General features: G+C 71.6%; 16 protein-coding genes. 8 read left to right on the top strand and 8 right to left on the bottom strand.

The genetic code is table 11. The annotated features are described in order from the left end of the window. Window positions 1-259 precede the first annotated feature (259 nt). The 4 genes from RGI145_RS14170 to RGI145_RS14155 all read right to left on the bottom strand — a co-directional run bounded on the left by RGI145_RS14170 (window position 260) and on the right by RGI145_RS14155 (window position 2,907). Window positions 260-757, bottom strand: a complete 498-nt coding sequence (locus tag RGI145_RS14170) for a dihydroneopterin aldolase (RefSeq protein ID WP_083670723.1) — start codon at window positions 755-757, stop codon at window positions 260-262. Between the two features lie 7 nt (window positions 758-764). After that, window positions 765-1,577, bottom strand: coding sequence for an SDR family oxidoreductase (locus RGI145_RS14165; RefSeq protein WP_075798848.1), 813 nt, complete (start codon window positions 1,575-1,577; stop codon window positions 765-767). Window positions 1,578-1,708: 131 nt separating this feature from the next. Further along, window positions 1,709-2,350, bottom strand: coding sequence for an EF-hand domain-containing protein (locus RGI145_RS14160; protein WP_075798847.1), 642 nt, complete (start codon window positions 2,348-2,350; stop codon window positions 1,709-1,711). A gap of 128 nt (window positions 2,351-2,478) precedes the next feature. After that, on the bottom strand, window positions 2,479-2,907 hold the full coding sequence (locus tag RGI145_RS14155; protein WP_075798846.1) for an SRPBCC family protein: 429 nt from the start codon (window positions 2,905-2,907) through the stop codon (window positions 2,479-2,481). 174 nt (window positions 2,908-3,081) lie between these two features. Here RGI145_RS14155 and RGI145_RS14150 point away from each other — a divergent pair, with 174 nt between their 5' ends. Beyond that, window positions 3,082-4,254 carry an MFS transporter gene (locus tag RGI145_RS14150; RefSeq protein WP_075798845.1) on the top strand — a complete coding sequence of 391 codons (1,173 nt, stop codon included), beginning with the start codon at window positions 3,082-3,084 and terminating at the stop codon, window positions 4,252-4,254. A gap of 348 nt (window positions 4,255-4,602) precedes the next feature. On the opposite strand, the gene uvrB is transcribed toward RGI145_RS14150, so the two are convergent. Then, entirely contained in the window at window positions 4,603-6,810 is a 2,208-nt protein-coding gene (gene uvrB, locus RGI145_RS14145; protein WP_075798844.1) for an excinuclease ABC subunit UvrB, read from the bottom strand. 118 nt (window positions 6,811-6,928) lie between these two features. On the opposite strand from uvrB, the gene RGI145_RS14140 reads away from it, so the two are divergent. From RGI145_RS14140 to RGI145_RS14135, 3 genes are all read left to right on the top strand, one after another. Next, window positions 6,929-8,632 carry a histidine kinase famiy protein gene (locus RGI145_RS14140; RefSeq protein WP_269466551.1) on the top strand — a complete coding sequence of 568 codons (1,704 nt, stop codon included), beginning with the start codon at window positions 6,929-6,931 and terminating at the stop codon, window positions 8,630-8,632. A 141-nt stretch (window positions 8,633-8,773) separates the two neighbouring features. After that, a complete protein-coding gene (locus tag RGI145_RS25115) occupies window positions 8,774-8,944 on the top strand; it encodes a hypothetical protein (RefSeq protein ID WP_156878544.1) in 171 nt (56 codons plus the stop codon). Between the two features lie 255 nt (window positions 8,945-9,199). Continuing rightward, on the top strand, window positions 9,200-10,225 hold the full coding sequence (locus RGI145_RS14135) for an amino acid ABC transporter substrate-binding protein (protein WP_075798843.1): 1,026 nt from the start codon (window positions 9,200-9,202) through the stop codon (window positions 10,223-10,225). A 75-nt stretch (window positions 10,226-10,300) separates the two neighbouring features. On the opposite strand, the gene RGI145_RS14130 is transcribed toward RGI145_RS14135, so the two are convergent. Beyond that, complete coding sequence (locus tag RGI145_RS14130) at window positions 10,301-12,724, bottom strand: heavy metal translocating P-type ATPase (protein WP_075798842.1); 2,424 nt, start codon at window positions 12,722-12,724, stop codon at window positions 10,301-10,303. A 95-nt stretch (window positions 12,725-12,819) separates the two neighbouring features. On the opposite strand from RGI145_RS14130, the gene RGI145_RS14125 reads away from it, so the two are divergent. The 3 genes from RGI145_RS14125 (at window position 12,820) to RGI145_RS14115 (ending at window position 15,378) form a co-directional block, all read left to right on the top strand. Beyond that, the gene (locus tag RGI145_RS14125; protein WP_237183075.1) at window positions 12,820-13,311 is read left to right on the top strand and encodes a MerR family transcriptional regulator; all 492 of its coding nucleotides are present in this window, start codon (window positions 12,820-12,822) and stop codon (window positions 13,309-13,311) included. A 29-nt stretch (window positions 13,312-13,340) separates the two neighbouring features. Next, window positions 13,341-14,264: an oxygenase MpaB family protein gene (locus RGI145_RS14120; protein WP_083670720.1), complete on the top strand. Its 924-nt coding sequence runs from the start codon at window positions 13,341-13,343 to the stop codon at window positions 14,262-14,264. Window positions 14,265-14,403: 139 nt separating this feature from the next. Continuing rightward, window positions 14,404-15,378: a Bug family tripartite tricarboxylate transporter substrate binding protein gene (locus RGI145_RS14115; protein ID WP_075798841.1), complete on the top strand. Its 975-nt coding sequence runs from the start codon at window positions 14,404-14,406 to the stop codon at window positions 15,376-15,378. Between the two features lie 32 nt (window positions 15,379-15,410). Here the strand turns inward: RGI145_RS14115 and RGI145_RS14110 are convergent, their stop codons facing one another. Then, the gene (locus tag RGI145_RS14110; protein WP_075798840.1) at window positions 15,411-16,406 is read right to left on the bottom strand and encodes a nucleoside hydrolase; all 996 of its coding nucleotides are present in this window, start codon (window positions 16,404-16,406) and stop codon (window positions 15,411-15,413) included. Between the two features lie 155 nt (window positions 16,407-16,561). On the opposite strand from RGI145_RS14110, the gene RGI145_RS14105 reads away from it, so the two are divergent. Further along, window positions 16,562-17,506: an SPFH domain-containing protein gene (locus RGI145_RS14105; protein WP_083671132.1), complete on the top strand. Its 945-nt coding sequence runs from the start codon at window positions 16,562-16,564 to the stop codon at window positions 17,504-17,506. A gap of 44 nt (window positions 17,507-17,550) precedes the next feature. Here the strand turns inward: RGI145_RS14105 and RGI145_RS14100 are convergent, their stop codons facing one another. After that, window positions 17,551-18,870 (bottom strand): Nramp family divalent metal transporter, encoded by a 1,320-nt coding sequence (locus RGI145_RS14100; protein ID WP_075800065.1) that lies wholly within the window; start codon window positions 18,868-18,870, stop codon window positions 17,551-17,553. Window positions 18,871-19,039 lie beyond the last annotated feature (169 nt).

The raw sequence follows: 19,039 nt of genomic DNA, 5'->3' as shown, positions 1-19,039 counted from the left end.
CGTTGCGGCGACCGCGAAGCCCCGGATGCTTGTGTAACCAAATCATTACATTAGCCAGGGGCTGCAGGCCCTAGCTTGCCGCGCTTGGCCCATTGGGAGAGCGGGGCGGGATGGGACGGCGCCGGCTGGCGTTCCCGGCCCCCGTTCGGTGCCTGCCGGATGGGCATGGGCGGCACGGCCGGCCGGGTTCCCGTGCCGCCCATGCCCATGCAGGCTCATCCACCTCGGCGCGCCGGCCGGGGTCCCGGCCCCACATCCTTCAGGCTTCCGCCGATCGCGCCCCGGCCGAATCGCCCGGACCTTCCTGCCGGGGGAGAGGCGCGGCGGGGCGCTGGCGTTCCACGGTGACGCCCACGGCGGCGGCATCAGGCAGGACGTCGGGCTTCTCCACCGTCACCATGGCGGAAACGATGCGGCGGTCTTCCAGCGCGGCGACGGCAATTCGCTCCGCCAGGGTTTCGGCGAGGCGGATATGGCCGGTGGTGGCGATCTCCCGCGCCCGGGCGGCGACGGCGCCATAGTCCACAACGCGGGTCAGCTTCTCCTCGCCCACCGAGGCGGGGGCGGATTCGTCCTCCACCAGCAGCTCGATGCCGATGATCACGCGTTGGCGGGTGTGCAGCTCATAGGGGAGGACGCCGAGGCTGGCGCGGACCTCCAGGCCCCGGACGAAGACACGGCGCAGACGCTGCACGGCATCGGAGCGATAGGCACTGCCCGGGATGCTCCCGATCGGGCCAGGGCGGTTCTGGGTCATGGGCGGCTCACTCCGGCTGAGCCGCGCCGCGGGCGGGCGACCATTGCAGGTGCTGGCCGCCATCCAGGGCGAGCATCTGGCCGGTGAAGGAGGGGAGGGAGAGGATGGCGAGCAGGGCGCGGGCGACCTCCTCCGGCGAGGTGCCGCGGTGGAGGGGGGTGGATTCGCACTGGGCGCGGAACTGCTCCTCGCTCTGGCGTGGGCTGGGCAGAGCGGGGCCGGGGCCGATCCCGGCGACGCGGATGCGGGGCGCCAGGGCCAGGGCCAGGCTCTGCGTCAGGGCCCAGAGGCCGGCCTTGGAAACGGTATAGCTGGTGAAATGCGGGGTAAGGGACCAGACGCGCTCGTCCAGCATGTTCACCACCACGCCCTCGGCGCCCTCAGGCAGCGCCCTGGCGAAGGCCTGGGCCAGAACGAAGGGGGCGCGGAGATTGGGCTCCAGGTGGTGGTCCCAGCTTTCCCGCGTGGCGTCGTGCCATTCGTCGCGCTCGAAGGTGGAGGCGTTGTTCACCAGCAGGCCGATGGGGCCCAGCGCCTCGGTGGCGGCGGGCAGGAGGCGGGCGGCTTCGGCCTCCCGTGACAGGTCGGCGGCGAGGGTCACGGCGCGGCGGCCTCCAGGGAGGCTTCCAGACGGGCTCATGGCGCGGATCTCCTCCGCGGTCGCTTCCGCCTCGGCCCGGCTGTGCCCGTGATGCAGGGCGATATCGAAGCCGGCGCCGGCCAGGGCGAGGGCCATGGCGCGGCCCAGCCGCTTCGCGCCGCCGGTCACCAGGGCCACCCGGGGAATGGCGGCAGGGATGGCGGAGGGGATGTCGAGCATGCAGCGGGTTTAGAACAGGATCGGCGCGCGCGGTATCGGGGAAGACGGCGTTGGTGCGTCGCTTCGGGAGGCTCGCGGACCGGGCTGGGGGCGGGCGCACCGGCGTTTTGCCGGATGCGGTGCCGGACGGATCAGGCCGTGGCGGCGCTGGTGGCGGATTGCTGGCCGAGGGCGTTCTGGATGGCGGCGATGAACTGCCGGGCGAGATCCTGGATGTTCTGCTGGCTGGCATCGGAGGAGGAAGCGTCCTCCTGCGCGGAGAGCATGGGGCCGAGGCCGCCCTCCGCGCCCGGCGGTGGCGGCGGAGGTGCACTGGCGAGGCCGGCTTCCAGCTCCGTCTCGCTCAGGCTGCCATCGCCATCCGTGTCGAGGCTGCCGAAGAGATCCGCCGCGGTGCTACCGGTCGTGTTGCCGGTCGTGCCAGCCGCCGTGGCGCCCGTGCCGTCATCTTCCTGGGCCGAAAGCAGGGTTGCGAGCGTGTCACTGGACATCGCGGCGCCCGTGGAGGAGCCGCTGCCGCCCGAGGAGGAGACGCCTGGAGGAGGGCCCGGAGGCGGGGGCGGCGGGGCGGTGGATGCCTGGGTCCCGGCAGTATCCGCCGCCGAAGCGGCAGAACCTGCCGTGCCGGCGGAAGGGCCGGCGAGCGCGAACTCCGAGAGGCTGAGGCCCCCGCTGCCGTCCGTATCGGCCTTCTGGAACATGGCCTCGCGCATTGCCTGCATCTGCTGCGCGAGATCGGCGCGGGAAGCGCCGCTGCTGACACCGGATACCATCTCCGGGAACCCCTCATGCTGGGGAGGCACCGGGGAGCGACCCCCGGCGGCGGCCCCTTGGGCCACGCCGGGGATGGTTCAAGCACCGTGCCAGGCGGGAGGGCCCAGGGCGTCAGAGGTTCAGGGCATCAGAGGTTCGGGTCCTGCGTGGCGCTATGGCCGTAGAGGCGGCTCGGGGCGTCGTTGCTGGGTTCCTCCGGATCGCCGCCATCGGCGCCCTCGAGATGCGATTTCAGGCTTTGCAGGGCCGCCTCCATGCCATGGGCCAGCGCTTCCTGCGGGGTTTCCTCCTCCGTGGGGTCGGAGGGCAGGGCGGCGGCGGCATCGACATGCAGGTGCAGCACGGCGCTCTCGCCCTTGCCCGCGACCCGCCATTCGCCCGGCGGGTCGAAGTCCCAGCGGATGGTGCGGGCGCCCTCGTCCACCGTCAGGCCGGAGCCCGGCAGGTTGCCATCGTCGCGCCGTAGCTGCGGCACCCAGTGCGGGATATGCGCGGTGTCCGCGACATAGGCGAAGACCTCCTCGACGGGGCGCTGGATGGAAATCTTCTGGTCCATGGATGGCGTCCTGTGAGCTCTCGTTCTTGTAAGATCGTGCGGAGGGGCAACGCGAGCCCGCCGCGCAGGGTTGCCGCCGCCCGCCAGGTGCGCGAGCGGCGCGGTGCGCGGGCGAATCCGTGCCGTCCGGCCAGGCGATGCTAGCGTGACCCTCCGGGTGCTGGAGGGGTGCGCGTGGACAGGCGTTGGGCGGTGCTGGCGATGCTGGTCGGGGTCCGCGTTTCACTGGGGGTGCAGTTCCAGTCGGTCGGTTCCGTTGGGGCGATGCTGGTGGGGCCGGTGGTCGCGGATTTCGCCGCGCTGGGAATACTGATCGGTCTGTCGCAACTGCCCGGCGCGGCGGTGGCGCTGCCGGGCGGCTGGCTGACCGCATGGCTGGGCGACCGGCGGGCGCTGCTGGGCGGGCTGGGGCTGATGGTGCTGGGCGGGGCGGTGCTGGCCCGGGCGCCCGGTTTCGAGATGGCGCTGGCGGGGCGGCTGTTGGCCGGGGTGGGGGCGTCGCTGGTGAACCTCGTGCTGACCAAGGGGGTGATGGACCGTTTCTCCGGCGCGGAGCTGACCGTGGCGATGGGGTGGCTGCTGGCCGCCTGGCCGGTCGGGATCGCGCTGTCACTGGTGCTGCTGCCGCCCCTGGCCATGGGAGCGGGGTGGAGCGCCGCGCTGCTGGCGGCGACGCTGCCGGCCCTGGCGGGGCTGCTGGCGATCTGGCGCACGGGCTATGGGCGTGTGGTGGCGGCGCGGCAGGCCCGGCCGGGGCTGTGGCCGGAGCGCAGGGCCTGGGCGCCTCTGCTGGTGCTGTCGGTGGGCTGGGCGGGGTTCAACGCCGCGCTGGTGATCGTGCTCGGCTTCGCCCCCGCCTGGCTGGCGGAGCGCGGCTATGGCATGGCCGGGGCGGGATGGGTGGCGAGCCTGGCGGGCTGGGGAGCGGTGCCGCTGCTGCCCTTCGGCGGCCGGGCGGCGGCGCGGGCGGGCTCGGTGCTCCGCTTCTCGGCCGGGGTGACGGCGCTGATGGCGGCGAGTGTCGCGTTCCTGCCGGAGGCGCCCCTGCCGCTGCTGCTGCTCTATGGGCTGCTGGGCGGGCTGGCGGGCGGACCGATGGCATCGCTGCCCGCGACGATCCTGCCGCCGGAGCGCCGCCCCCTGGGACTCGGCGTGTTCTACACTCTCTACGGACTGGGCATGGCGGGGCTGCCGGCCCTGGCGGGGCGCGCCCGCGACCTATCCGGCGATGCCTTCGCACCGCTCGGCTTCGCCGCGCTGCTGCTGGGCGTCTCGGTGCTGTGTGTTCTGGGCTTCGGGCTGTTGCGCAACAGGCTGCTGCGGCCGGAGGGGGCGGTGAAGGGGTAGGCGTCGCGCCTCGCGGCCAGCCCCCGGGACCCCCATTTCGCCCATGGCCATGATGGGGGACCGAAGCCGGTCCCCGGACTCCGGGCTTTCGCTGGTTCCCGTGGTGGTCGTCAGCCCGACGACCGATTCCTGGGCTCAGGTGGCCCGGTGGGGCTCCCGAAGAAAGACAAACACCCTGTCCGTGCTTGTGATGCCCGTGGTCGCCGGAGAGCCTGGCTCTCCGGCGTGATCCGGTGTCGGCAGAAGCCAACGAATGGGGTCCAGGGCGCGCAGCGTCCTGGCGGATAGGGGGGCCGGGGGAAAGGCAGAGCCTTTCCCCTGGCCACGGCGCGACGTCGGACCTGGGCGTCAGCCCTTGCGGGCGGCGGCGCGCTGGCCGCGGGAACGGCCGCCGCGGGTGGTCTTCTTGGGGTCGTAGCCACCGCCACCGGGGCCGAGGGGCTTGGGGCGCCAGTCGCCCTTGGCGCGGATGTCCTTCGCATGGGTGACGGGGCCGGCGTCGAGGCCGAGTTCCATGGCTTCGAGGCGCTTGATCTCGTCGCGCAGGCGGGCGGCGGTCTCGAATTCCAGGTCGGCGGCGGCGGCGCGCATGCGGCGTTCGAGTTCGGCGATCGAGGCGCGGAGGTCCTTGCCGACGAATTCCGCGGTCTCGGAACCCTCGACCGCTTCCACCGTGACGTAGTCCTGCTCGTACACCGATTGCAGCACGTCGGAGATGTCACGGCGGATGGTCTGCGGCGTGATGCCGTGTTCCTCGTTGTAGGCCATCTGCTTGGCGCGGCGCCGCTCGGTCTCGCCCAGCGCGTTGTTCAGGCTGTTGGTCATCCGGTCGGCGTAGAGGATGACGCGGCCATCCGCGTTCCGGGCGGCACGGCCGATGGTCTGGATCAGCGAGGTGGTGGAGCGGAGAAAGCCTTCCTTGTCGGCATCGAGGATCGCGACGAGGGCACATTCGGGGATGTCCAGGCCCTCGCGCAGCAGGTTGATGCCGATCAGCACGTCGAAGACACCCTTGCGCAGGTCGCGGATGATCTCGATGCGCTCCAGCGTGTCCACGTCCGAGTGCAGGTAGCGGCACTTGATGCCGGTCTCGGTCATGTACTCGGTGAGATCCTCGGCCATGCGCTTGGTGAGCGTGGTGACGAGGACGCGGCCGCCCTTGTCGCGAATGATGCGGCATTCGGCGAGGAGGTCGTCCACCTGGCCTTCCACGGGGCGGATCTCGCAGACCGGGTCGATCAGGCCGGTGGGGCGGATCACCTGCTCGGCGAAGGTGCCGGCGGTGCGCTCCATCTCCCAGGGGCCGGGGGTGGCGGAGACGAAGAGGCTGGGGGGGCGGTAGTTGTCCCATTCCTCGAACTTCAGGGGGCGGTTGTCCATGCAGGAGGGCAGGCGGAAGCCATGCTCGGCCAGGATGGATTTCCGCGCGAAGTCGCCCCGGTACATGCCGCCGATCTGCGGCACGGTGACGTGGCTCTCATCCACGACGAGGAGCGCGTTGGCGGGCAGGTACTCGAAGAGGGTGGGCGGCGGCTCGCCGGGGCCGCGGCCGGAGAGGTAGCGGCTGTAGTTCTCGATGCCCTTGCAGACGCCGGTGGTCTCCAGCATCTCGATGTCGAAGGTGGTGCGCTGCTCCAGGCGCTGGGCCTCCAGCAGGCGACCGGCCTCGTTGAGCTCGGCGAGGCGCTGCTTGAGCTCCAGCTTGATCTGCTTGATCGCCTGGATGAGCGTGGGGCGCGGGGTGACGTAGTGCGAGTTGGCGTAGATGGCGATGCGCTCCATCTCGCCGGAAACCTCGCCGGTCAGCGGGTCGAACTCGCGCAGCCCGTCCACCTCGTCGCCGAAGAGGGAGATGCGCCAGGCCTGATCCTCCATGTGGGAGGGCCAGACATCCACCGTCTCCCCGCGCACGCGGAAGGTGCCGCGGGCGAAGGCGGCGTCGTTGCGGCGGTACTGCAGCTCCACCAGGGCCTTGAGCAGCGTGTCGCGGGCGATGCGGCCACCCTGTTCGAGACGCACGGTCATGTTGCCGTAGGTCTCGACCGAGCCGATGCCGTAGATGCAGGAGACGGAGGAGACGATCACGACATCGCCGCGTTCCAGCAGCGCCTGGGTGGCGCTGTGGCGCATGCGGTCGATCTGTTCGTTGATCGCCGAATCCTTCTCGATATAGGTGTCCGTGCGCGGGACATAGGCTTCCGGCTGGTAGTAGTCGTAGTAGGAGACGAAGTATTCCACCGCGTTGTCGGGGAAGAAGGACTTCATCTCGCCGTAGAGCTGGGCCGCCAGCGTCTTGTTGGGCGCCAGGATCAGGGTCGGGCGCTGCACGCTCTCGATGACCTTGGCCATGGTGAAGGTCTTGCCCGAGCCGGTGACGCCGAGCAGGACCTGGTCGCGCTCCCCCTGTCGCAGGCCGGCCACGAGGTCGGCGATGGCGGTGGGCTGGTCGCCGGCGGGCTGGTAGGGAGACTCCACCCGCAGCGGCTTCTGCGGCTCGGTGGCTGGGCGCCGCGGCGGCTGGAAGAGCATCGGCGGGGGGGCGGACATCAGGTTCATGCGGGGCCTGATCTGGGGCGGGGACACGGGGTTTTCATCGGGCAGAGTACGGCGGGGGCGTTTCTCCTGCCATGCGGAACGTTAAAGGGGGGGTCCCGAACCGCAAGCCCGGGTGTTGATGAACAAGCTGACCAGTTCCCCCGAGAAGCCGCCCCGTAGGGACGGCCACGACGCGCGCCACGATCCGCCCCTGACCATCGGCTGGCGGCAGCCTATCGCACCGGAAAGCAAGGCGGAGCATGGGATGGTGGCCACCGGGGAGGTGGGGCAGATGCCGGATGGGCGGGACATCTTCTTCGCGGCCATCCAGACCACCCGGATGCCGATGATCGTGACCGATCCGCACCAGCAGGACAATCCGATCGTCTTCGCCAATAACGCCTTCGTGCAGATGACGGGCTATCCGCGAGAGGAGCTGGTCGGGCGGAACTGCCGCTTCCTGCAGGGGCCGGAGACCGATCGCGACACCGTGACGGAGCTGCGGGAGGCGATCGCGGCGCGGGAGGAAGTGGCGGTGGAGATCCTGAACTACCGTAAGGACGGCTCCTCCTTCTGGAACGCGCTCTTCGTCAGCCCCGTCTTCGATTCCGATGGATCGCTGGTCTATTTCTTCGGCAGCCAGCTCGACGTCTCGCGCCGCCGGGATGCGGAGGAGGGACTGCGGCAGGCGCAGAAGATGGAGGCCCTGGGCCAGCTTACCGGCGGCATCGCGCATGATTTCAACAACCTGCTGCAGGTCGTGCTGGGTTACGTGGACGTGCTGCGTGGGGTGGCCGGGGAGAGTGGCGACGCCCGGTCCCTGCGCGCGGTGTCGCGGATCGAGGAAGCCAGCCGCCGCGGGGCGGTGCTGACACAGCAGCTCCTGGCCTTCGCCCGCAAGCAGCAACTCGATGGGCGGCCGGTGAACCTGAACCAGCTCGTCGAGACGCTGAGCGGCATGGCGGAGCGGGTGCTGGGGGAGGCGGTGGAGATCCGCCACGATCTGCTGTCAGGGCTCTGGACCGGGCGGCTGGACCCGGTGCAAGCGGAGATGGCGCTGCTGAACGTGCTGATCAACGCGCGGGACGCGATGCGCGGCAGCGGCACGGTGACCATCCGCACCGCGAACCTGGAGGCAGGCCGCCCCGGAGGGACGGGCGAGTTCGGCGAGCTCTCGCCGGGGCGCTATGCGGTGCTGAGCGTGACGGATACCGGCGAGGGCATGTCACCGGAGGTGCTGAGCCGGGTGATGGAACCCTTCTTCACCACGAAGGAGGAGGGCAAGGGCAGCGGGCTGGGCCTGTCCATGGTCTATGGCTTCATGAAGCAGTCCGGCGGCGCGATCCGCATCCGCAGCCTGCCCGGCCAGGGCACCACGGTGAGCCTGGTGTTTCCCGTGGCGGAGCAGGAGGCGGTGGCGGGCGCGGCCCCCCGTCAGGCGCGGCGGGAGGATCGGGCACATGGCGAGACGATCCTGGTGGTCGAGGACCGGGCCGAGGTGGCGGAGCTGGCGCGGCTGCTGCTGGAGGATGCCGGCTATGGCGTGCTGGTGGCCGGCAATGCCCGGGAGGGGTTGGCGCATCTGGAGCAGGCTGGCCGGGTGGACCTGCTCTTCACCGACCTGATCATGCCCGGCGGCATGAACGGCGTCGCCCTGGCGCGAGAGGCACGGCGGCGACGGCCGCATCTGAAGGTGCTGCTGACCACCGGCTATGCCGAGGCGGGAATGGAGCGCCAGGATGTCGGCAGCAGCGGCTTCGAGCTGATCAACAAGCCCTATCGCCGGGCGGAACTGCTGCGCCGGGTGCGGCAGGCGCTGGAAGGGCCGACCGGGGTGGGGTGAAGCCGTTCCGGCCGTCGGATGGTGGCGGTGTGCGGTGCGGCGGATTCCAGGCGGCGCGGGGCGGATCGTGCTTGAGATCGCCGCCGGCGCGCCGATAGACTTTCCCCGGCTGGGGGACACATCCAGGCTGGAGCGCTGCGCATGCCCTTCGATGGCTCGGGTTTCCAGATGCGGGGGGCGCCGCCGGAGCGCTCCACGGGGCAGGAACGCTTCTGGGTGACGGTCGTTCTGATCACTGCCGTGCTGCTGCTGGTCCTGCCGGTCTCGGCCCAGGGCTTCGTGGACATCGTGCACTACATCCGGGGGCATTGAGGGCCAGGCTTGCCGCGCCCGCCGGGCAGGATGCGAAGGGCGCCTGATCCGCACGGGCACCACCGGCCGGCGGCATCCGGGCCCGTGAGATGGAAGCGGCGCGGAGATGGGCGTGTCCGTGCCGCATTGCCTGGGGCGCGGGCAGCAGCCGGAGGGGCCGGCGCATTCCGTCGCCGCGAAGGCGGGGCGGGCGTGTTGACGGGGCGGAGGCGGGCTTCGCACTCTTTCCGGAATCACAACCGGGATGTCGTGACGATGAAGCGCCTTTTTCTTGCCCTGGCTGTTTCCGCGGCCGCGCTGCTGGCCGGTCCCGGCGCCGCGCGGGCCGGGGCCACGCTGGACGCGATCCGCGCGCGGGGACAGCTCGTCTGCGGCATCCATACCGGCGTGGCGGGCTTCGCTCTGCCGGATTCCAGGGGCGTGTGGCAGGGGCTGGACGTGGACCTGTGCCGGGGCCTCGCCGTGGCGCTGTTCAACGATGCCGGCAAGGTGCGCTTCACGCCGCTGCCATCCTCCAGCCGCTTCACGGCGCTGGCCTCGGGCGAGATCGACGTTCTGTTCCGCACCAGCACGGAAACGATGCTGCGCGACGTGACGCTCGGGCTGCGGGCGATCACGCCGTATTTCTACGACGGGCACGGCTTCATGGTCCGAGCCAATGCCGGTCTCTCGAAGGCATCCGAGCTGAACGGCGCCACGATCTGCCTGATCCAGGGCACCACCAACGAGCAGGTGACGGCGGATTATTTCCGCAGTGAGGGCCTGACCTTCAGCCCGGTGCTGTTCCAGCGCAACGACCAGGCCTCCGATGCACTGCAGGCCAATCGCTGCGATGCCTTCGGCACGGATGCCTCGCAGCTCGCCGCCGTGCGGTCCTCCATGCCCAATCCGGCTGAATGGACGATCCTGGGAGAGCGTTTCTCCAAGGAGCCCTACGGCCCCTATGTCCGCCGCGGCGATGACGAGTGGTACGACGTGGTGCGCTGGTACGTGAACGCGGTGATCCAGGCGGAGGAGAGCGGCGTCACCGCCGCCAATGCGGAGGAGACGAAGCGGAGCACGACCAACCCGGACACGCGCCGCCTGCTGGGGGTGACGCCGGAACTGGGGCAGTCGCTGAAGCTGGACCCGGACTGGGTGGTTCGGGTGGTGAAGGCGGTCGGCAATTACGGCGAGATGTATGATCGCCACATGGGGCCGAAGACGCCGGTCGGGCTGGCGCGCGGGCCGAACGAGATCTGGACGCGGGGCGGGCTGCTCTACGCGCTGCCGATGCGCTGAGGCCGCGGCAACCGCGCCCTTGGCCGGCCCTGGGGAGGGAGGCTCCGCCTCCCGCCCCGGATGGCGCGGGGGCGGTCAGGCCCGGGCGGGTTTCCAGGCCAGCAGGCGCAGGGCGTTCAGCGTGACCAGCACGGTGGCGCCGGTATCGGCCAGGATGGCGGGCCAGAGGCCGGTGATGCCGGCCAGGGTGGTGACCAGGAAGAGCGCCTTCAGCCCCACCGCGATCCCGACATTCTGGCGGATGTTGCGTAGCGTGTCGCGCGACAGGGCGACGAGCTCGGCGACGCCCGTGACGCGGCCGTGCAGCAGGGCGGCGTCGGCAGCCTCCAGCGCGGCTTCCGTGCCGCCACCCATGGCGATGCCCGTGCTGGCGGCGGCGAGGGCGGGGGCGTCGTTGATGCCGTCTCCGACCATGGCGACGGGGCCGGCGGATTTCAGCGCGGCGATCTCGCGCAGCTTGTCCTCCGGCAGCAGTCCGGCGCGGGCTTCCAGGCCGAGCTGAGCGGCGATGGCGGTGGCGGTGCGAGGGTTGTCGCCGGTCAGCATCACCGTGGCGACGCCCTGGCGCTTCAGCGTTGCGATGGCCTCGGCGGCATCGGCGCGGGGCTCGTCGCGCAGGGCGAGCAGGGCCAGGAGGCGGCCGTCGGCGACCAGGGCGGAAACGGTCTTGCCTTCCGCCTGGAGGGCATCGCGGCGGGTGGCCAGGGGGGTGGGGAGGGTAGCTGTCTCGGCCTCGGCCCAGGCGATGCTGCCGATCCCGGCCTGCCGGGTGCCGATCCGGGCGGTGACGGCCTTGCCGGGGATGGCGCCGGCGGCGCGGGCCTCGGGAATGGCGAGGCCGCGAGTGGCGGCGGCCTCGGTGATGGCGCGGGCCAGGGGGTGGGCGGAGCCGGATTCCACGGCGGCGGCCAGGGCCAGGAGATCGTCCTCCGCCTCCGTACCGGCGGGGACGAGGTCGGTGAGACGCGGACGGCCTTCGGTGAGAGTGCCGGTCTTGTCGAAGGCGATGGTGCGGGCACCGCCGATCGCCTCCAGGGCAGCGCCGCCCTTGACCAGCAGGCCGTGCCGGGCGCCGGCGGACAGGCCGGAGGCCATGGCGGCAGGGACCGAGATCACCAGGGCGCAGGGGCAGGCGACCAGCAGCAGGGCGAGGCCACGGTAGAGCCAGACCGACCAGTCACCGCCGAGCAAGAGGGGCGGGACGAGGATGGTCAGCGCGGCCACCGCCATGGCGCCGGGCGTCCACCAGTTGGCGAAGCGTTCCACGAAGCGCTGGGCGCGGCCGCGCGAGGCCGAGGCCTCGGCCACCAGGGCGGCGATGCGGGCGAGGGTGCTGTCCTCCCCCGCGCGGGTCACGCGCAGGCGGAGCGCGCCGTCGGTGGCGATGCTGCCGGCCACCACCGGCTCGCCGGGGCCGCGCGGGACGGGGATGCTCTCGCCGGTGACGGGGCTTTCGTCGAGGGCGGAGCGGCCTTCCTCGATGATGCCGTCGGCAGGCACGCGCTCGCCGGGGCGGACCAGCACGCGGTCGCCTTCTGCGAGATCGGCGGCCGGGATCTCGGTGGTATTGCCGGCGGCGTCGAGGCGCAGGGCGCTGCGCGGCATCAGCGCGACCAGGGACTGGATGCCGGCGCGGGCACGGCCGGCGGCGACGCCTTCCAGCAGCTCGCCCAGGGCGAAGAGGAAGACGACCGTCATGGCCTCGCCCGCCGCGCCGATGGCGGCGGCACCGAGGGCGGCCACGACCATCAGCGTCTCGATCGAGAAGGGGCTGCCAGCCAGCGCCAGGGCGAAGGCACGGCGGGCGAAGGGAAAGACCGCGATCAGCGTGGCGGCGGCGTAGATCCATTCCGCCGCGCCGGGGAAAAGGTTGGCGAGGAGCCAGCCGAGCAGGGCGACGAGGCCGATGCCGGCGAGCAGGCGTGCCTTGGCGGTGCGCCAGAGGGGCAGGCCGGCCTCGGCGGGATCGTCGTGCGAATGCGCGTGGGCGAGGCCGCCATGGTTGTGGGCACCTGCTGCCTGGGCATCATCGTGCGCGTGGCCGTGTGGCGGATGTGCGGTGCCTGCCTTGTCATGGCCGACGTGATCATGGCCGGTGTGGTTATGACCGGTGTGATCATGGCCGGCGTGCTCGCAGCCGGTGTGGCTGTGACCAGGGGCGTGTGCGCGGCAGGTGGCCTCGCCGACGTGGTCGTGGCCGTGCTGGTGGTCCGGAGCCGGATCGTGGGCCTGCGGGCCGGGCCGGGGGCGGGGCGCCGGGAGGCGGTGGGCCTGGTAGCCCAGGGCGGCGAGGCTGCTTTCCACCTGCCCGGCCAGGATCTCGGCCCGGGTGCCTTCGGCGAGGGCGAGGCTGAGGCGCTCGGCGGTGAAGTTCAGCCGGGGGGAATGGACGCCCGGCAGACGGGCGACGGCCTTCTCCACCTTGGCGGCGCAGGAGGGGCAGTCCATGCCCTCGACCCGCCAGGACAGGCGCTCCTCGCTTGTATCGGCTCCGGTCATCGCACCATCTTCCGCTCGTTCGACCGGAAAGGTGGGACTTCCAGCGGCTGGAGGTTCAAGAGGCGATCTGGGGAATTTTGGTGCGGGAGGCTGGCATGGCGGAACGGCGGACGGCGGAGAAGGACGGGATGCTGGCCATCGGCGAGCTGTCGCGCCGGACCGGGGTGAAGGCCACCACGATCCGCTTCTACGAGGCAGAGGGGCTGTTGCCGCCGGCCTTGCGGAGCGAGGGCGGGCACCGGGTCTTCGGCGCGGCGCATCTGCGGCGGCTGGGCTTCATCCGCCATGCGCGGGAGCTGGGCTTCGCCATGCCGGCGATCCGCGAGCTGCTGCACCTGGCGGAACATCCGGGACTGGACTGCACGGCGGCGCACGGCATCGCCCGGGCGCAGATGGCGGAGATCGACCGGCGGGTCGCGCGGCTGCTGGCGCTGCGGGCCGAACTGTCGCGGCTGGCGGCGCCGGGGGATTGCGGGGTGACGGAGGATTGCCGGGTGCTGGAGACGCTGGCGGATTTCGGGCACGGGCATTGCGGCGACCCGCACCACGGGGCGGCGGAGGGAGCGGTGCCGGCGCCGGGGCAGTAGGGGGCACGGGAACCGGGCCGGCGGCGGGCGTGCCCCTTCCGCTTCCGGCGGGCGTGCCGACATGGCACGGCATGTCCGATGCCTCGCCACCCCGTCCGGGACCGCCCCTTGCCGCGCTGCTGCCGGCGCCGCTGGCGCGGCCGCTGAAGCGTGCCATCGTCGCGGAGGTGCGCGGGATGTTCAACGATGCCTCCCGTGGCGAGCGGCCGGTGGCACGGCGGGAGGATGGCTGGTTCGGGCCGGATTCCGTGGCGTGGCGGCTGCATGGCGACGTGGCGGCGATGATGGTGGGCGGCATCGCTGGCCTGCTGTTGCAGATGCTGCACCCGGCGGTGCTGGCCGGGGTCTGGGACCATTCGGATTTCCGGGCCGACATGGGCGGGCGGCTGCGGCGGACCGCGCGCTTCATCGCGCTCACCACCTATGGCGGGCCGGAGGAGGCCGCGGCGGCGGTGGCGCGGGTGCGGAGCATCCATGCGCGGGTCCGGGGGAGGTTGCCGGACGGGACGCCCTATGCGGCGGATGATCCGGCGCTGCTGGCCTGGGTGCACGTGACCGAGGTTGTGAGCTTCCTGGAGGCGGGGCTGCGCTATGGTGGCCTGGCGCTGAGCGCGGCGGAACAGGACCGCTATGTCGCCGAGATGGCCTGGGTCGGAGAGGCGCTGGGGGCGGCGCCGGTGCCGCGCAGCCGGGGCGAGGCGCGGCGGCTGATCGAGGCGATGCGGCCCGGGCTGCGCTGCGACGCGCGGACGCGGGAGGTGGCGGGGCTGGTGCTCTCGCCCGGAACGGGGAAGGCGGAGCCGCTGCGGGCGCTGGCGGGGCGGGCGGCGGTGGACCTGCTGCCGCTCTGGGCGCGGCGGATGCATGGGCTGGAAATGCCGCTGCTGGCCGCGCCGCTGGTGCGGGGCGGGGTGCGTGGGGTGGCACGGACGCTGCGCTGGGCCTTCCGCTAGGCGAGGCGGGCGGCGGGGTGCGTCCAGGGCGGCGTCTTCGGGTCGCCGGGGCCACGAAGTCGGGCTTATGATCCCCCAAGAACCGGCCCGGGAGGGCCGGCCGCGCCGCGTGGCGGATGCAGGGAGGAAAATACCAGCAATGACGATGGTGATGGGACGGCGCGGCGCGCTCGCTGCCGGACTGGCGGCGCTCGCCGCGGGTCGGGCCATGGCGGCTTTTCCGGAGCGGGATGTGCGGCTGCTCGTCGGCTTCTCGCCGGGCGGGACGGTGGATCTGCTGGCGCGGCTGCTCGCCGAGCCGCTGCGGCCGGTCCTGGGCCAGACCGTGGTGGTGGAGAACCGCTCCGGCGCCTCCGGGCTGATCGCCGCCCAGGCCGTGTCGCAGGCGCCGCCGGACGGACATATGATCAACCTCGTGGCGATGAGCGCCTATGCGGTGCTGCCGCAACTGCCGGGCTATCGCATGCCGATCGACATGGACCGGGACTTGACGCCGGTGGCCAGCGTCGCCGGCATCCTCAATTCGCTCGTGGTGACGCCGCGCGCGCCCTTCCGCACCGTGGCGGAGCTGATTGCCCATGCCAAGGCCAATCCGGGGCGGCTGACCTATGCCTCCACGGGCAACGGCACCAGCCAGCACCTGGCCGCGGAGCTCTTCGCGCGCCTGACCGGGACACAGCTGACGCACGTGCCCTATCGCGGTGGGTCGAACGCCATCGTGGACATCACCGCCGGGCGGGTGGACATGATGTTCGGCAACTTCCCCGAACTCATCGGGCAGATCCGCGATGGCGGGCTGCGCCTGATGGCCTTCAGCAGTGCGCGGCCCTCACCGTTGTTTCCGGACACGCCGCTGGTGCGGGACACGGTGCCCGGCTTCACTGTGACGAGCTGGCTCGGCCTCGCCGGTCCCGCGCACCTGCCCGAGCCGGTGGTCGCCACCTGGACCGCCGCGCTGCAAAAGGTCGAGGCGGCGGAGGATTTCCGGCGCCAACTGGCCGAGAACGGGATGGAGCCGCTCTTCCAGGAGCCGGCGGCCTTCCGGGCGACGATCGCCGCCGACCGGCAGCGCTGGGGCGAGGTGATCCGCGATGCCGGCATCCGGGCCGACTGACCTTCCGGGGGCGGAGTGGGCCAGCGCCGGTGTCAGCCCCGTTTGGCCTCCCAGGCCGCCAGCGTGTCGGCATAAAGGCGCAGGAAGCGCTCGTTGTCGGCGGTAAGGCAGATGGACTGGGAGGGCAGGTTGTCCCAGGGGCCGGGGGGGTAGAGGACGCCTTCCACCTGCTGGATGGTCTGGCCGATGGCGATGCCCTCGGTGACGGCGCGGACGGGGCCGCGGCGCTCGGTGAAGAGCGTGGGGTCGATGGCGCGGGCCACGGCCAGGGCATCATGCGCGTTGATGCCGTCGATGCCGTCACGGCTGCGGTAGAGTCCCTCGTAGAAGCGGGTGATGTCGTAGAGGAAGCCGCCGATGCCGGGGGCGCGGTCGCGCAGCGCGGCCATGTAGGCGCCACTCATCACGCAGAGGGTAGTGACGTCGAGGCCGACCAGGCGCACCGGCCAGGGCGCGGTGAGGACGCGGTCGGCAGCATGCGGGTCGTTGTAGATATTGGCCTCGGCGACCGGGGAGACGTTGCCCGCTCGGCCGGCCGTGCCGAAGGCGCCGCCCATCACCACCACCTCGGCGGCCAGGGCGGTGATGTCCGGGTCGAGATCCAGCGCCATGGCGAGGTTGGTGAGCGGGCCGACGGCGATCAGCGTGATCTCGCCGGGCGCGGCGCGGAGCTGTTCCACGATGAAATGCGCGGCATCGAGCGCGTGTGGCCGGTCGGCGGGGTCCTGACCGGTTTCCTCCAGGCCGGGGAGATGGGTGTCGCCGAGGCCGTTCCTGCCATGGATGAAGGCGGGGAAGTCGCGCGGCGGACAGGCGAGCGGCCGGGCGGCGCCACGCGCGACCGGGACGGCGAGGCCGTAGCGACGGCGGAGATAGAGCGCGTTGCGGGTGGTGGTCTCGACCGGGGCATTGCCGAAGACGCTGGTGATGCCGACCAGTTCCAGCGCCGGGCTGGCGGCGATCAACGCCAGGGCGCAGGCATCGTCGATGCCGGGATCGGTGTCGAAGATGACTTTCCGCGCGGTCATGCGGCGGGGCTCCGGGGAGGGTTTCGGGGCCGGTGCCCGGGATGGGCGGCACGGCGCGGGGCGGCATTGGTCCGGCGGGCGGGCCGGGAGTCAAGCCGGGGGCGGCGAAACGGATCCGAGCCGTGGCGTTGTTCCCGTGGGCAGGGAGGATGGCGATGACGGAAGCGGATGGCGGCGGCGCGGTGCGGGATCGGCGCGGCTTCGCGGTGAGCGGCTATGTGGCGCTGGGGGCGATCCTGCTGCTGGTGGCGGCGGGGGTGCTGCTGTTCCTGGTCTCCGCCGCGACGGGGCATCCGGGGCGGGTGGTGCCGGCCGGGCTGCTGGTGGCGCTGGGGCTGTTCCTGCTGCGCGGGCTCTATGTGCTGGCGCCGAACGAGAGCGCGGTGCTGCTGCTCTTCGGTGCCTATCGCGCCACGGATGGCGTGGCGGGGCTGCGCTTCACCAATCCACTCTACACGCGCAACAAGGTATCGCGGCGGCTGCGGACGCACGAGATCGCGGCGCTGAAGGTCAACGATGCCGTGGGCAACCCGATCGAGATCGGCGCGGCGGTGGTGTGGTGGGTGTCGGATTCGGCGGCGGCCCTGCTGGAAATCGACGACTACGAGGCTTTCGTGCGGGTGCAGAGCGACACGGCGCTGCGGCGGATCGCCGGGGCGCATGCCTATGATGCGACGGAGGTGGCCATCGTCAGCGGCGTGGGCGGCACGGAGGCCGAGGCGGCGGTGGCGGCGCGCGCCCCTGTCACGCTGCTGGATGGCGGCGACGAGGTGGTGCAGGGGCTGGTGCGGGAGTTGCAGGAGCGGGTCGGACGTGCGGGGATCCGCATCGGCGAGGCGCGGATCACGCATCTCGCCTATGCGCCCGAGATCGCCGGGGCGATGCTGCGGCGGCAGCAGGCGGAGGCGGTGCTGGCAGCGCGGCGCAAGATCGTCGCCGGGGCGGTGGACATGGTGGAGGACGCGCTGTCCGCGCTGGAGCGCAAGGGCCTTGCGCTCGACAACGAGCGGCGGGCGGCGATGGTGTCGAACCTGTTGCTGGTGCTGGTGGGGGACAAGGACCCGGTGCCTGTGATCAATGCGGGGACGCTGAACCACTGACACCGGAACGGGGCGGGGGGGCTGGGCCCCACGCCCTGTCTTCATCAGCCCATGACCGTGTCCGCGATGAGCTTCACGTTCAGCACCACGATCAGGATGGTGATGGTCCAGCCGGCCACGCGCTGCCAGCGGGGGGTGACGAGGTTGCCCATCAGCTTCTGGTCCGAGGCGAAGAGCATCAGCGGGATCACCGCGAAGGGAAGCTGCAGCGACAGGACCACCTGGCTGAGAATCAGGAGCTCTCCCGTGCCACTCTCGCCATAGAGCCAGGTGACGACCAGCGCCGGGACGATGGCGATGCCACGGGTGACGAGACGGCGGACCACCGGGGACAGGCGGAAGTGGATGAAGCCCTCCATCACCACCTGCCCGGCCAGCGTGGCAGTGACGGTGGAGTTGAGGCCCGAGAGCAGCAGCGCCACCGCGAAGAGGATGGGCGCGGCGGCGCCGAGCAGCGGGGCGAGGAGGCTGTGCGCGTCCTGAAGTTCCGCGACCTCGTGATGGCCGCTGGTGTGGAAGGCGGCGGCGGCGACGATCAGGATGGCGGAATTGACCAGCAGGGCGATGGTCAGCGCCGTGCAGCTGTCCCAGGTGGCGAAGCGCACGGCCTCCTTGCGGCTGGCATCGTCCGGTGCGACGGCGCGAGACTGCACGGCGGCGGTGTGCAGGTAGAGGTTATGCGGCATCACCGTGGCGCCGATGATGCCGATGGCGATGTAGAGCTGCGTCTGGTTGGTGACGATCGAGGCGGAGGGCAGGTAGCCGCGCAGCAGTTCGCCCCAGTTCGGGTCGGAGAGTGCGACCTGCACGGCGAAGCAGGCGCAGATCAGCGCGAGGAAGCCGGCGACCATCGCCTCCAGCCAGCGCATGCCCTTGTGCTGCAGCCAGAGGATCAACAGGGCGTCGAGCGCGGTGAGCACGGTGCCGAGCAGCAGCGGGATGCCGAAAAGGAGCTGCAGGGCGACCGCGGTGCCGATCAGCTCCGCGAGGTCGGTGGCGCAGATGGCCATTTCCGCCAGGAGCCAGAGCGGTACGGCGAGGGGGCGGGGCAGGCGCTCGCGGCAGAGCTGGGCGAGGTCGCGGCCGGTGGCGATGCCGACGCGCGCGCAGATCGCCTGGAGCAGCATGGCCATCAGCGAGGACAGCAGCGCGACGGAAAGCAGCGTGTAGCCGAAGGCCGAGCCACCGGCGATCGCCGTGGCCCAGTTGCCCGGGTCCATGTAGCCGGTGGCGACGAGATAGCCGGGGCCGGCAAAGGCGAGGAAGCGGCGGAAGGTGCTGCCGGTGCGGGGAATGCCGACGCTGCGGTGGACTTCGGGAAGGCTGCCGAGCCGGAGGCCGGTGGAGGAGCTTGAGTCGTTCATCGGCGCCGGCTCCATCCGGAGGCAGGCCGATCCGCCCGATGGCACAAATCCCTGTTCAGATGATGATCTCGCGAGAAGTTCGCGTGGCTTTGGTGCTTCATGGGACATCATCCGTGACCGCTTCGCCGCAGGCAAGAGGGCAGTCGGAGGATGATGGCGCCATGCTCGC

The organism is Roseomonas gilardii (assembly GCF_001941945.1).
In the GTDB taxonomy this organism is placed as follows: domain Bacteria; phylum Pseudomonadota; class Alphaproteobacteria; order Acetobacterales; family Acetobacteraceae; genus Roseomonas.
The sequence above is the reverse complement of the archived record's forward strand: the minus strand, read 5'-3'. Positions and strand labels throughout refer to the sequence as shown.